This is a genomic window from Pseudarthrobacter sp. H2 (assembly GCF_050157045.1).
Lineage (GTDB): Bacteria > Actinomycetota > Actinomycetes > Actinomycetales > Micrococcaceae > Arthrobacter.
In genome coordinates this window covers 2,336,652-2,349,607 of the sequence record NZ_CP189594.1, presented here as the reverse complement: position 1 = coordinate 2,349,607, position 12,956 = coordinate 2,336,652, and the positions used below count along the sequence as shown (strand labels likewise).

General features: G+C 69.2%; 14 protein-coding genes. 10 read left to right on the top strand and 4 right to left on the bottom strand.

All coding sequences use genetic code 11. The annotated features are described in order from the left end of the window. Positions 1-74: 74 nt before the first annotated feature. From ACQCSZ_RS11175 to ACQCSZ_RS11165, 3 genes are read left to right on the top strand one after another with little or no spacing between them, the layout of a single operon-like run. On the top strand, positions 75-818 hold the full coding sequence (locus tag ACQCSZ_RS11175; protein ID WP_427008044.1) for a DUF5998 family protein: 744 nt from the start codon (positions 75-77) through the stop codon (positions 816-818). Continuing rightward, positions 819-2,048 (top strand): alkaline phosphatase family protein, encoded by a 1,230-nt coding sequence (locus ACQCSZ_RS11170; RefSeq protein ID WP_427008043.1) that lies wholly within the window; start codon positions 819-821, stop codon positions 2,046-2,048. Then, a complete protein-coding gene (locus tag ACQCSZ_RS11165; RefSeq protein ID WP_427008042.1) occupies positions 2,041-2,760 on the top strand; it encodes a thymidine kinase in 720 nt (239 codons plus the stop codon). The genes ACQCSZ_RS11170 and ACQCSZ_RS11165 overlap by 8 nt, the downstream gene beginning before the upstream one ends. A gap of 61 nt (positions 2,761-2,821) precedes the next feature. On the opposite strand, the gene sepH is transcribed toward ACQCSZ_RS11165, so the two are convergent. Beyond that, on the bottom strand, positions 2,822-4,198 hold the full coding sequence (gene sepH, locus ACQCSZ_RS11160) for a septation protein SepH (protein ID WP_427008041.1): 1,377 nt from the start codon (positions 4,196-4,198) through the stop codon (positions 2,822-2,824). Between the two features lie 337 nt (positions 4,199-4,535). Here sepH and ACQCSZ_RS11155 point away from each other — a divergent pair, with 337 nt between their 5' ends. Continuing rightward, positions 4,536-4,835 carry a DUF4193 domain-containing protein gene (locus tag ACQCSZ_RS11155; protein ID WP_427008040.1) on the top strand — a complete coding sequence of 100 codons (300 nt, stop codon included), beginning with the start codon at positions 4,536-4,538 and terminating at the stop codon, positions 4,833-4,835. Between the two features lie 21 nt (positions 4,836-4,856). On the opposite strand, the gene ACQCSZ_RS11150 is transcribed toward ACQCSZ_RS11155, so the two are convergent. Further along, the gene (locus tag ACQCSZ_RS11150; protein WP_427008039.1) at positions 4,857-5,342 is read right to left on the bottom strand and encodes a DUF3093 domain-containing protein; all 486 of its coding nucleotides are present in this window, start codon (positions 5,340-5,342) and stop codon (positions 4,857-4,859) included. A gap of 173 nt (positions 5,343-5,515) precedes the next feature. Between ACQCSZ_RS11150 and dut the strand changes: the two genes are divergently transcribed. From dut to ACQCSZ_RS11130, 4 genes are all read left to right on the top strand, one after another. Next, complete coding sequence (gene dut, locus ACQCSZ_RS11145; protein ID WP_211878675.1) at positions 5,516-5,992, top strand: dUTP diphosphatase; 477 nt, start codon at positions 5,516-5,518, stop codon at positions 5,990-5,992. A 172-nt stretch (positions 5,993-6,164) separates the two neighbouring features. Further along, complete coding sequence (locus ACQCSZ_RS11140) at positions 6,165-6,878, top strand: DUF3710 domain-containing protein (RefSeq protein WP_427008038.1); 714 nt, start codon at positions 6,165-6,167, stop codon at positions 6,876-6,878. Continuing rightward, positions 6,871-7,245, top strand: coding sequence for a hypothetical protein (locus tag ACQCSZ_RS11135; RefSeq protein ID WP_427008037.1), 375 nt, complete (start codon positions 6,871-6,873; stop codon positions 7,243-7,245). The genes ACQCSZ_RS11140 and ACQCSZ_RS11135 overlap by 8 nt, the downstream gene beginning before the upstream one ends. After that, positions 7,242-7,979 carry a DUF3159 domain-containing protein gene (locus tag ACQCSZ_RS11130; protein ID WP_427008036.1) on the top strand — a complete coding sequence of 246 codons (738 nt, stop codon included), beginning with the start codon at positions 7,242-7,244 and terminating at the stop codon, positions 7,977-7,979. The genes ACQCSZ_RS11135 and ACQCSZ_RS11130 overlap by 4 nt, the downstream gene beginning before the upstream one ends. 77 nt (positions 7,980-8,056) lie before the next feature. On the opposite strand, the gene ACQCSZ_RS11125 is transcribed toward ACQCSZ_RS11130, so the two are convergent. Beyond that, the gene (locus ACQCSZ_RS11125; RefSeq protein ID WP_427008035.1) at positions 8,057-8,800 is read right to left on the bottom strand and encodes a potassium channel family protein; all 744 of its coding nucleotides are present in this window, start codon (positions 8,798-8,800) and stop codon (positions 8,057-8,059) included. Beyond that, entirely contained in the window at positions 8,801-9,472 is a 672-nt protein-coding gene (locus ACQCSZ_RS11120) for a potassium channel family protein (protein ID WP_427008034.1), read from the bottom strand. A gap of 139 nt (positions 9,473-9,611) precedes the next feature. Here ACQCSZ_RS11120 and ACQCSZ_RS11115 point away from each other — a divergent pair, with 139 nt between their 5' ends. Both ACQCSZ_RS11115 and ACQCSZ_RS11110 read left to right on the top strand, forming a co-directional pair. Next, positions 9,612-11,588, top strand: a complete 1,977-nt coding sequence (locus ACQCSZ_RS11115; RefSeq protein WP_427008033.1) for an APC family permease — start codon at positions 9,612-9,614, stop codon at positions 11,586-11,588. Beyond that, a complete protein-coding gene (locus tag ACQCSZ_RS11110) occupies positions 11,585-12,946 on the top strand; it encodes a class I SAM-dependent RNA methyltransferase (protein WP_427008032.1) in 1,362 nt (453 codons plus the stop codon). Before ACQCSZ_RS11115 ends, ACQCSZ_RS11110 begins: the two co-directional genes overlap by 4 nt. Positions 12,947-12,956 lie beyond the last annotated feature (10 nt).

Here is a 12,956-nt window from a genome sequence, read left to right as displayed (position 1 = left end):
GCCGCGCGCTGTTCCGTGCCTGCGGCATAAGGCGCAGTTAGCATGTCCCCAGCCGATCTGTGAAAATGGAGACCATGAGTTTCCAGCAGCCGACACCCAAGCCCCTGGCGCCAGTCCCCGGACGCCCGGCCGCGCACCACCCCGGACTCCATGACCACAGCGCGCAGGGTCACAGCCTGGAAGGGGCCCTCCAGCAGGCCGGTTTCTACCCCCGGCTCGTCGCCGACGTCGTCGCCGACGCCCTGGACGGCCGTGACTGCGTGGCGCACCTGGTCCACCTTGAGACGCACTTCGACCGGGCCGAGGTCCGGCGCCACATCACCGTGCTGGTGCTGACCGAGGACATGCTGGTGATCACCCACGTGGACGACCAGCAGCTCGATGAAGCCGGCGAACAGACCGTGGCGCAGGTCTCCACCGAATCCGTTCCCGTGACGCAGATCCGCTCCGTGGTGCTCAGCTACGTCTACGCCCAGCCGCAGGACTACAAGGCATCGGACCCGGTCCGCGAGCTCACCCTGTCCATCGCCTGGTCCGGCGGGCAGCGCCTCGACATGGGTCCGGCCAGCTGCGGGGATCCGCAGTGCGAGGCCGACCACGGCTACAGCGGCACCATCGCCCAGGAGGACATTGTCCTGCGGATCAGCGCCGAGGCCGACGGGTTGCAGGCTGTCCAGGACGCCAAGCTCTTCGCCCGGGCCCTCCGCGCGGTGAACACCGGTTCCGCCGCCCCGGCTCCGCATACCGGGCCCGGCCTGCCCCCGCGCCCGCGGATCAGCATGTTCGGGAACCGCCTCAGCCGCGGCCACCAGCGCTAAATGGCCCTGGTCCGCGTGCCCGAGCCGGTTTCTGTCCCCACCGCTGCGGCCCCCGCGCTGCCGCCGGCTCCGGCCTTCGGGCAGCGCTCCATCGCCGAGGTGCTCACCAGCGCCGCCGCCAGCCTGGGGGTCCCCGGCTTCGAGAACCGGCTGAACCTGCCCGCGGCCAAGCGGGTCTGCGTCGTCCTGGCCGACGGACTGGGCCGGAACCTGCTGAAGCAGAAGTCGGCGCACACCCCGTTCCTGCGCTCCGTCCTGCAGGCCGGCCAGGGGAAGGTGCCGGTCTGGCTGGACTCGGCCTTCCCGTCCACCACGGCAGCGTCCCTGGCCAGCTTCGGCACCGGAATCCCGGCCGGGCAGCACGGCATGGTCGGCTACGACGTGCTGGACCCGGACCAGGACCGGGTGGTGAACATGCTCGGCAACTGGGACCCCGGCGTCGACCCGCGGCAATGGCAGCCGTTCCCGACCGTCTTCGAGCGCGCCGCAGGGCACGTGGATGTCACCACTGTCAGCCTGCCCCAGTTCAGCGACTCGGCCATGACCCAGGCCGCGCTCCGGGGCGGCCGCTTTGTCACCGGCACCACCTCGCACGCCCGGACCGCCGCCGCCGCCGAGGCCATGGCCGGCCCGGGCCCTGCCCTGATGTACTTCTACGTCAATGACCTGGACAAGGCCGGCCACCGCCACGGCTGCCAGTCACCACAGTGGGAGTACCAGCTCGAGGAACTTGATGCCACCGTGCAGCGGCTCAACGCCACCCTGCCGCCCGGCACCACCGTGCTGCTCACGGCTGACCACGGCATGCTGGACGTGCCGGAATCACAGCGGATCGACTATTCGGCCGACCCTGCCCTCATCGCCGGTGTCCGGCACACCGCGGGGGAACCCCGGATGGTCCACCTCTACCTTGAGGCGGGCCTGGGCGGGGCCGGCCGGGCGCGGCTGATCGATGCCTGGCGTGCCCGGTTCGGTGACCGGATCTGGGCCTTCACCCGGGACGAGGCCATCGACGGCGGCCTGTTCGGGGACGTCCGCGCCGAGGTTGCCCCGCGGATCGGCGACGTCATGATCGCCGCCCGGGATGCCCTGGCCCTTTACGACACCCGGCGGGCGCGCCCGACCGCCCTCGAGGTGGTGGGCCAGCACGGATCGCTGACGAAGGCGGAGCGGGAAGTCCCGCTGCTGTGCTTCAAGGCCGAGGGTAAGAAGGCGCCGCCGCGTGGCTGAGCTTGTCTTCTTTTCCGGCACCATGGACTGCGGAAAATCCACCCTGGCGCTGCAGATGGACTACAACCACCGGGCCCGCGGGCGCGGCGGCGTGCGGTTCAGCCGCAATGACCGGGCCGGCGGCACCCGTATCTCCAGCCGGCTCGGGCTTGAGACGGATTGCGTCGAGGTGCTGGACGGCACGGACTTCTGGGATGAAGTGGTACGACGGCGCACCACCGGCCTGCGCGTGGACTACCTGATCTGCGACGAGGCACAGTTCTACTCGCCGGAGCAGGTCGAACAGCTCGCGCGCGTGGTGGATGAGATCGGCGTCGACGTCTTTGCCTTCGGCATCACTGCCGACTTCCGGACCCGGCTTTTTCCCGGTTCGCAGCGGCTGATTGAGCTCGCGGACCGCGTCCGGGTGCTGCAGGTCGAGGCCCTGTGCTGGTGCGGCCGCCGCGCCACGCACAACGCACGCACCGTCGACGGCGTGATGGTGCTGGAGGGCGAACAGGTGGTGGTCGGCGACGTCGGCGTGGCCGCCGGGACCTTCGGCACCGACGCCGGCCACACGCCCGTCGTCGGCTATGAGACGCTGTGCCGGCGCCACTTCATGCGCAGTGTCACCGCCCACGCGGCCAGCCTGATGGCTGCCGAGGAGCAGTTGCTGCCCTTCGAGGTGGATGCCGCGCTGTCGGGCGGGGCCGGGGACCTGCGCCGGTCCTGACCTCCGCGGATCCCTGAAGAACGCGGATCCCTGAAGAACCCGGCCGGGAAGGCCGCGGCGTTCAGTCGTTGCGGGTTCCGAAGACTATTTCATCCCAGCTGGGCACGCTCGAGCGCTTCGGCTTGCCCGGCTGGCGTTCCGGCTGCTCTGCCTCCCGGTCGGTGCGGGACGCTGCCGGCGATTCGCGCTGCTGGCGCCGGGACGTTCCGCCGCCGATCAGCTCGTCCAGGCCTTTGCTGGCGGTGCCCGCCTGGCCGAGCGGGCGCAGCTGCGAAGCCGCGATGGTGATCTCCCGGGTTTCGGTGCTGACGCCGTCGTGCAGCTTGAGCGCGTCATCGCCTTCCTCCGGGCGAGGGGGGGCCAGGGTGAGGCGTGACAGCATGGAGGGCCGCCCGTCGCGCCGCCGGGCCAAGGCATCCTGGACCGGCGCCGCCAAGGCATCGGACGGGGGCGCCACGCTCTCCTGGTCCGGCGCCGGGTCCGGGGCCGCGGCCGGATTGGGTTCCGGCTCCTGGCCGGCTTCGGAGGGCCGCGGGTGGGCCGCCGGAACGCCGTTGGTCAGGAGCAGGGCGAGGGCGTCGTCTGCGTCCTCGTTGACGCCGAGGCGCTGTCCGCGGCGGGAGCGCAGCATGTCGAGCAGCCCGTTCGCGTCCTTGTCCTGCTGGGCGTGCTCCTGGTAGCTCCTGTCCTGCAGCAGCTGCTGGATGACGGTGAGCTGGGCGGTCGCGGTCCTGGCCGCGGCGTCGGCGTCGGACTCAAAATCAAAGGGCCGGTCCGCGACGGCCGAGAGCCGGCGCGCCGGAACGGGGCCGTCCAGCGGCTCGAGTTCGCTGAGCTGCTGGGCCCAGCGGTTTGCATTCTGCAGCGACTTCCGGGCGGGATTGAACGTCCACATGGCCGGGGGCTCCTCGCCGATGACGGGCTGCACGCCGGGCTTCGCCTCGAAGCGGGCCACGACATTCCAGCTGCCGTCCGGGCGCCGCCAGGAATCCCACTCCACGGTCGACGGCTCGACGCCGTGGGCGGTCAGCCGGTGCGCCACCATCTCGCCGAGGGACGCCGGGTTGTCGCCGAATACCGAACGGTAGACGTCCTGGCCGGGGGCAGGCGCGGCAACCTCGACCTTGCGGGCCTGCATGGCCACGTGCTCACGCTCGGCAAGCACGGGGCCCTCGTAGCGCTGGACCTTCGCCAGCGCGATGCCGGCGAGCTCAGCCACTTCGGCAGCCGTCGCGCCGCTGCGGATCCGCGCCTGGATATCGCGCGGAGACATGGCAATAGGCGCGGTGCCCCCGCCCGATGCGGCTTTCGCCGACGACCGGCTGACTGCCACCCGAAGCGCCTCATCGATTGACAGCTGGAACTTCTCGCCGCCGGCGCCGCGCAACAGGAGATGCTCCCCGTCGTCGTGGACGCCTACAAGCCGTAGATCCTGCATACAAATCCTCCACCCTGGCATTACTAACAAGCGAAACTCTGCCACTGATGGGCGGTATTTCCCGTTAGGACAGAGGGCGCGCCGTCATTTTCCGCGACTTTCCGCCTGTTTTCCGGCCCTCCGGGGACGGGGCGCCGGTCATGGATTGCAGGGCTCTGGCTTTCGGCGGCAGCTTAAGCAAAAATGACCCGACATCGGGCACAAAATCCGCGTGTCCGGTGTTGACAACGGAGAACCGGTCCCGGGAGGGGTGCGGGGTTACCAGCCCGGCAGGACTGCCCGGAGACGGCGGACCAATCGAACAACTCGTACAAGTGCAGGGTGTGAGCAACAAATAATGGCGACAGATTACGATGCGCCGCGCAAGACCGAGGAGGACCTCAGCGAGGACTCCATCGAGGCGTTGAAGGCGCGGCGTACGGAGAAGCCTCCCGCGGTGGTGGATGAAGACGAATCCGACCTCGCCGAAGGTTACGAACTCCCCGGCGCTGACCTGTCCGGGGAGGAACTGCTGGTCCGGGTGCTGCCGGCCCAGGCAGACGAATTCACCTGTGCCTCCTGCTTCCTGGTCCGCCACCGTTCGCAGATCGCCCGCGAAAAGGATGGATTCCTGTACTGCAAGGAATGCGAGGGCTAGGCCCACGGGCCACGCCGGGCGTCAGCCCTGAAGGGCGTCGACCAGCTGCTCCGGGTGCCGGCTGGACGTCAGCCAGTACGGGGTCCGGTCGGTCGGGTCGGTGATTTCGATCCGGACCACGGGATCCACCCAGCCGCGGATGCACAGAAACGCCAGGCCGTTGAGCCGGGTGCCGCGTTCCGCCGTTGCTTCGGCGCGGCGGAACGCGGTCGCGGTTCCGATGAAGCTGCGTTCAATGGTGGCCCGGCCGACCCGGACGGTTGACGCTGTCACCGTGATGGTCGGCGTGGAGAGGACCAGCAGCACGGCGATTATGGCAAACAGCACGACGGCGGCGGTGATCCCCACCGTGAGGCTGATGGGTGCCAGCATCAGGATTCCGGCGCTTGAGAGTCCCGCCGAGACCAGCCAGATCCAGAAGTTCGGCCAGAGCTTCTCGGTATAAAGAACGGTGGCGGCACCGGGTGCGCTCTTGGGGGCAGGCGCAGCTGCGCTGGATTCTGGCATAGGCCCAGCTTTCCACTTTTTCCGGGCTATTTCATCTTGGGTGCCGCGGCGCACCCGCCTGTGGGCAGGGCAGGGGCACGGGACGCGTGCACGGGGCAGGTACGCGGGGCAGGCGCACGGGCGGGGCTGCCCCGGCTAGGCCTATCCTGGTGCTGGCGTTAGAGTGAGGGACTGTGACTGAAGAGAACACCGCCGCCCCCACCCTTACCGTGCAGCTGAAGATGCTCGACGACGGACTGGAACCGCCGTCGTACGCGCACCCGGGCGACGCAGGAGCGGACCTGCGCGCGCGCGAGGACGTCGTGCTGGAGCCGGGGGAGCGCCGCCTCGTTCCGACGGGCGTGTCCATCGCCCTGCCGCACGGCTTCGTCGCCCTGATCCACCCGCGGTCGGGCCTGGCCACCAAACATGGACTGACGGTGGTGAACGCTCCCGGCACCGTGGACGCGGGCTACCGGGGAGAAATCGCCGTGACACTGCTCAATACCGACCGGCACGAGGCGATCGAACTCAAGCGCGGCGATAGAATTGCACAAATGGTCATCCAGCGCGTGGAACACGCCCGGTTCCTGCCCGTCGAGGAACTGGACGGCTCGGTCCGCGGCGCGGGGGGCTTCGGATCCACCGGCGGCTTCGGCGCGCAGGCCTGACCCGGAGCCGTTGTCCGGCCCACGGTCCGGCCCACGGTCCGGCCCACGGTCCGGCCCACGGTTGGGCCCACAGTTTTATGCAGGGATTTCAAGCAGGCGCCTGCCCCCGGGAAGGGGCGCCGCCGCGCGGACGCCGAGCGGCGGCACAGGATCACAACTAAGGAGACAACCCATGGTTTTTGGGCGTGGCAGGAAAGCCAAGCAGGAACAGCTGACGGAGCCGGAAACCCCGGAGGCCGCGGCTGTTGGCTCCGCCGCGGCTTCCGCCGGCGATTTCCGTGTTTCCAAGGGTCCCTTCGACGTCTCTGAAATCCAGAGCCAGGACGGCTATGTGGATCTCGGGGCGCTCCTGATCGCGCCCCGTGAAGGCCTGCAGCTCCGGCTTGAGGTCGAGGAGGCCACGCAGCGCGTGGTGGCTGTGACCATGGACCTGGATGGCTCAAGCCTGCAGCTGCAGGCGTTTGCCGCTCCCCGCTCCGAAGGCCTCTGGGAAGAAATCCGCGAGCAGATCGGCCAGTCCGTCGGCAGCCAGGGCGGCCAGGTCGAGGAGATCCAGGGCAGCTTTGGCACCGAACTCGTCGCCAAGCTTCCGGCCGGCGGCACGGACGGCACGCACGGTTACCGGGCGGCGCGCTTCATCGGCGTCGACGGTCCCCGCTGGTTCCTCCGGGGCGTCCTGGGCGGCGAGGCCGCACTGGACCGGGCCGCGGCGGCCGCGCTCGAAGACATGTTCCGGCAGATCGTGGTGGTCCGCGGCGAGAACCCGATGCCGCCGCGCGACCTGCTGCAGCTCCGCCTGCCCACGGACAACGCGGCACCCGCCCCCATGGCCGCCCCGGAGCTGGGCCAGCCCGAACGCGGACCGGAGATTACCCAGATTGGTTGATGCCGCCCGCAAGGAACCTGTTGCGCCGGTCTCCGTCAGGGAACTGCCGGACCGGGGGCGGGTGCTGTGCCACGGCTTCATCGAATCGGTCACGTACGCGCCGGCGAGCAAGGTGGCGTCCTTCATCGCCATCCTCGTCGACCATGACGACGCCCCGCCGAGGCCGCGTGCCGCGGCGGCGGTGCAACGCCAGGGCGCGGGCCGCCCCCAGGACCGGCTGCGCGTCATCTGGCTGGGACGGCGGCGCATCCCCGGGATCGACGCCGGCACCGAACTCCGGCTCGAGGGCATGGTCACGATCCGTGACGGACTGCCCACCATGTTCAATCCCCGCTACGAGATACTCTCCCGCCAGGAGGAGCAATGACCTTGCCCGAACATCCAGAGCCTGGCTCCGCGGAGAAGACCCCGGCGCAGCCCTCGGTGGCCCCCTCGGTGGCCCAGCTCGCCGAGGGCTATGCGGCGAAGGCCGGACTGCACCGTTCCAGCGACGGCAACATCGACGTATTGAAGAGCGCCGGCGGCTTCCAGGGCATCGCCGAGAGCATCCTGCCCGGTCTTCTCTTCCTCATCGTGTTCACCATCATGCGTGATCTGACCATGGCCCTGATCGCAGCGCTGGCGGCGGCCGCGGTGTTCACCGTCGCCCGGCTGATCCAGCGCCGCCCGCTGACCCAGGCGCTGGCCGGGATCGTCGGCGTCGGCCTGTCGGCGTGGCTTGCCAACACCACCGGAAAAGCCGAGGACTTCTATGTCATCGGCTTCCTCACCAATGCCGGGTCCATCCTGGCGATGTCCCTCTCGATTGCCGTCCGCTGGCCCTTCGCCGGCCTGCTGTTCGGTTTCATCCGGAACGAGGGGGTGGAGTGGCGCAAGCACCCGGCCAGGGTGAAGGCGTACCGGATCGGCACCTGGGTGATCGTCTCGGTCCTGGTGCTGCGCCTGGTGGTGCAGGTGCCCCTGTACCTGATGGGCGAGCCCGGCCTCGCCGGCCTGGCCACGACCCGGCTCCTGATGGGGTTGCCGCTGTACATCCTGGGCGTGTGGATCGCGTGGCTGCTGACCAAGCCCGCCCCGGCCCCGGCTCCCGAACCCAACTGACTCGCAGTAGTTGCCGTTTTGGGCCCTCAAAACGTCAACTAATGCGAGCCAGTTGGGGGAGCGGGGCGGCGGGCTGTTCAGCCGTCGAAGCCGTCATCCGTGGGCACATGGTTCTCGTGGCCGTGCTGGTCCGAGGTCACCGGGTGCCGCTCGTCGACCGGTGATTCGGGGGAGAGCAGGGCCCGGAGATCGTCCTCGGCCGCGATCGTGGTCACGAAGAACAGTTCATCCCCGCCGTCGATCACGTCATCACGGCTTGGCGTGATCGGGGCCTGGTCCCGCAGGATCGCGACCAGGGTGGCGTCCTCGGGCCACTCGATATCGCCCACGGTCAGTCCGATCACGTGGGAATCGTGGGGGACCGTGAACTCGACCAGCGAGGACACCCCGGTCTGGAGGGTCAGCAACCGGACGAGGTCGCCGATCTCCACCGCTTCCTCCACGAGGGCCGTCATCAGCTGCGGGGTGTTGACCGCGACGTCGACGCCCCACGAATCATCGAACATCCAGTCGTTCTTCGGGTTGTTGACCCGGCCCACCGTCCGGCCGACGCCGAACTCGGTCTTGGCCAGCAGCGAGACCACCAGGTTGACCTTGTCGTCGCCGGTGGCGGAGACCACGACGTCGGCGTCCTCGAGCTTGGCGTCCTGGAGCGTGCTCAGTTCGCAGGCATCGCCGACCAGCCAGTGGGCGCCGCGCAGGCCGCTGCGGCCGATGACCTCCGGCTTCAGGTCGATCAGCAGGATTTCGTGCCTATGGGCCAGCAGTTCGCGGGCGATCGAGGAACCGACGCTTCCCGCGCCGACGATGACGACTTTCACTCAGGACTCCTTGGCGGGGGACTTGGCAAGAATATGGGCGACCTCGGAGCTGCGGTCCACGCTCAGCATGGCGTGCACGGTATCGCCGTCCTGGAAGGAGGTGCCGGCCACGGGCAGCATGCCCTCACCGAACCGGGTCAGATAGGCGATCCGGATACCCGCCGCCTTCTCGATCGAGGCCACCGGGTGCCCGATCCAGCCGGCGTTCAGGTCCACTTCGGCGAGCACCAGCCGGCCCGAAGGATCCCGGAAGTCACCGGCAAGGTGCTGCTCGGGAAGGATCCGGCGGAGGACCTGGTCGGCGCTCCAGCGCACCGCCGCGACCGTGGGGATGCCGAGGCGCTGGTAGATCTCCGCGCGGCCCGGATCATAGATCCTGGCGACCACATGGGGGACGTGGAAGGTTTCGCGGGCCACGCGGGTGGCCAGGATATTGGAATTGTCGCCGCTGGACACGGCAGCGAAGGCGTAGGCCTCCTCGACGCCGGCCTGCTTGAGCGTGTCCCGGTCAAAGCCGACGCCGGTGACCTTGCGGCCCAAGAAACCCGTGCGGAGCCGCCGGAAAGCACGGTCGTCCTGGTCGATGATGGCCACCGAATGGCCGGCATCCTCCAGCGTGTGCGCCAGGGTTGCCCCCACCCGGCCACAACCCATGATCACGAAGTGCGCCACACATGCCTCCTCTGTCCTCTGCCTGCTGCCGCGTCTGCTGCCGGGTAAACTCTACCGGCCACGGGCCGCCGTGCAGCCCCCGCTGCCCGGGGACTGGGGCCGTCATGACATCGCGTCCGAATCAGACTAGCTTTGTGTGGTGCTGACAATATTCAATGCCGTGAAGCGGGTGCTGGTAGGCAGGCCCTTCCGGAACGACCGTCTGGCCCACACCCTGCTGCCGAAGCGGATCGCGCTTCCCATCTTCGCCTCGGATGCGCTGTCGTCCGTGGCCTACGCGCCGGACGAAATCCTGCTGACACTCGCGCTTGCCGGCGTCAGCGCGGTGGCGTTCTCGCCCTGGGTGGGGCTGGCCGTGATGGTGGTGCTGCTGACCGTCGTCGCCTCCTACCGCCAGAACGTCCATGCCTACCCCTCCGGCGGCGGCGACTACGAGATCGCGAACGAAAACCTGGGCAAGTACGCGGGCCTCACCGTCGCCGCCGCGCTGCTCGTGGACTACGTCCTGACGGTCGCCGTGTCGATGTCCTCGGCCGCCGCCTACCTGACCACCGCCGTCCCGTCGCTGCACGGCCAGCAGGCCGCCATCGCGACCGTGGGCGTGGTGATCCTCGCCCTCGTGAACCTGCGCGGCATCAGGGAAGCCGGCAGCGTCTTCGCCGTGCCGACCTACATCTTCATGGCCTCCATCCTGGGCATGACGGCCATCGGCATTTTCCAGGCCGTCACCGGGCAGCTCGGCGAGGCGCCGTCCGCGGCCTTCACGATTATTCCCGAGGAAGGATTCGATGAGGGGCTGGTCGGCCTCGCCGGCGCGTTCCTGCTGCTCCGGGCCTTCTCCTCCGGGGCCGCGGCGCTGACCGGCGTCGAGGCCATCAGCAACGGCGTGCCGAACTTCCGGAAGCCCAAGAGCCAGAACGCGGCCACCACGCTGCTGCTGCTCGGCGTCATAGCCGCCGCCATGCTGGCCGGCATCATCTACCTGGCCAACGCCACCAAGGTCCACATCGTGCTGGACCCGGCGAAGGAATTCCTGCTGGACGGCAAGCCCCTGCCCGAGGGCTACATCCAGAACCCGGCCATCAGCCAGATCGCCCAGACCATCTTCGGCGCCGGATCCATTCCCTTCTACATCGTGGTCGCCGCCACCGGCGTGATCCTCGTGTTCGCCTCCAACACCGCTTTCAACGGCTTCCCCGTGCTCGGCTCGATCCTGGCCCAGGACGGTTACCTGCCCCGCCAGCTGCGCACCCGCGGGGACCGGCTGGCCTTCAGCAACGGCGTCCTCGCGCTGGCCGCCGGCGCCCTCGTGCTGATCATCGCCTTCAACGCTGACGTCACCAAGCTCATCCAGCTCTACATCGTGGGTGTCTTCATCTCCTTCACCATGAGCCAGCTCGGCATGATCCGGCACTGGGGCCGGGAACTCAAACTCGCCAAGGACCCGGCGGCGAAACTGCGGATGATCAAGTCCCGCACCATCAACACGATCGGCTTCGGCATGACAGCCCTGGTCCTGGTGATCGTGCTGGTCACGAAGTTCCAGCAGGGCGCCTGGATCGCGCTGCTGGCCATGTTCGTCCTGTTCCTGATCATGTGGAGCATCCGGGCGCACTATGACAACATCGCCAAAGAACTCGCCGTGGACGAGGACTCCTCGCCCCGGGCCCTGCCCACCCGGGTGCACGCCGTGCTGCTGGTCTCGCACATCCGCAAGCCGGTCCTGCGGGCCCTGGCCTATGCCCGCGCGTCGCGGCCCTCCCGGCTGGACGCCATCACGGTGGACATCAGCGCCGACGAGACGGCGCAGACCGTGGCCGACTGGGAGAAGCTGGACATCCCGGTACCGCTGACGGTGCTCGCCAGCCCGTTCCGCGAAACGGTCACGCCCATCATGGAATACATCACCAACATGCGGCGGGATTCGCCGCGGGACCTGATCGTCGTGTACATCCCCGAGTACGTGGTCGGCAAATGGTGGGAGCAGCTGGTCCACAACCAGACCGCGCTGCGGATCAAGACCCGGCTGCACTTCGAGCCGGGAGTCATGGTCGCGAGCGTGCCGTGGCAGCTGAAATCGTCCGAAGAAGCCAAGAGACTGCAGGATATCCAATGAACCCCGACACCCGGACACACGCCCCTGCCGACCTCGTCGTCGACGTCGGGCCGGTGGCCCACGGCGGGCACTGCGTGGCCCGCCATGAGGGACGGGTGGTGTTTGTCCGCCACGGCATCCCGGGCGAAAAGGTGCGGGTCCGGCTCACCGAAGACGGCCCCGCCGCCAAATTCTGGCGCGCCGACGTGGTGGAAGTCCTCGAGCCGTCCCCTGACCGGGTGGACCACTTCTGGGACCTCGCCGACTCCGGGCGCTCCTGGTCCCACCGCCACCCGCCCGTCGGCGGCGCCGAGCTGGGCCACATCTCGCTGGAACGCCAGCGCAGCCTCAAGGCGGAGGTGCTGGCCGAACAGCTCCGGCGCCTCGCCGGCGTCGAACTTCCCGCTTCACTGGAAAACACGGTGGAAGCCGTGGGGGAGCCCGCACCGTCCGGAGCGCGGGCGGGGCTGGGCTGGCGTACCCGCGCGGCCTTTGCCGTGACGCCCGCCGGCAAGCTCGGCATGCACGCGCACCGCTCCGAGACCGTCCTTCCGGTCCGCGGAATGCCGCTGGCGGCAGCGGGGATCAACGGCCTGGCGCTGTGGGAGATCGACCTGCAGGGCATCGAACGCGTGGAGGTCGCCGCCCCCGCCAACGGCTCGCGCCCGCTCGTGCTCCTGGTCCCTGCCCCCGGAACCAGGGCCAAACGCCTCAGCGCCATCCTGGCGCAGCTGCCGGAGGATGTCTCGGTGGCCAGCTTCGATCCCGCCAAGGGTGAGGCGCTGCAGCTGCGCGGCCGCACCTGGGTGCAGGAATCCGCGGCCGGCCACGACTACCGCGTCACGGGGGACGGCTTCTGGCAGATCCACCGGGACGGTCCGGACACGCTCGTGGGGGCGGTCACCGGCTACCTGCACGACGGCGGCTTCCTCACGCCGGGGGCTGCCGTGGCGGACCTGTATGCCGGGGCGGGGCTCTTCACGGCGCCGCTGGCCGACGCCGTGGGCGTGACCGGCTCCGTGTTGTCGGTGGAGGGATCGCCCGGCACCAGCCGGGACGCGCGCAAGAACCTGCACGGCGCCTCCCAGGTCGAGATCGTCCAGGGCCGGGTGGAACGGGTGCTGCGCCAGAAGCCCCGCAGCCTGGACGCCGTCATCCTGGACCCGCCGCGGGCCGGTGCCGGCAAGGACGTCATCAACCAGCTGATCGCCGCCGGACCCCGGGCCGTCGCCTACGTCTCCTGCGACCCGGCATCCTTCGCCCGCGACCTGGGTTACTTCCGGCAGGGCGGCTGGGGACTCGCCGGGCTGCGCGCCTTCGACCTGTATCCGCACACCCACCACATGGAGACAGTGGCGCTGCTGACTCCCCAGCGCTGATGCCACTACT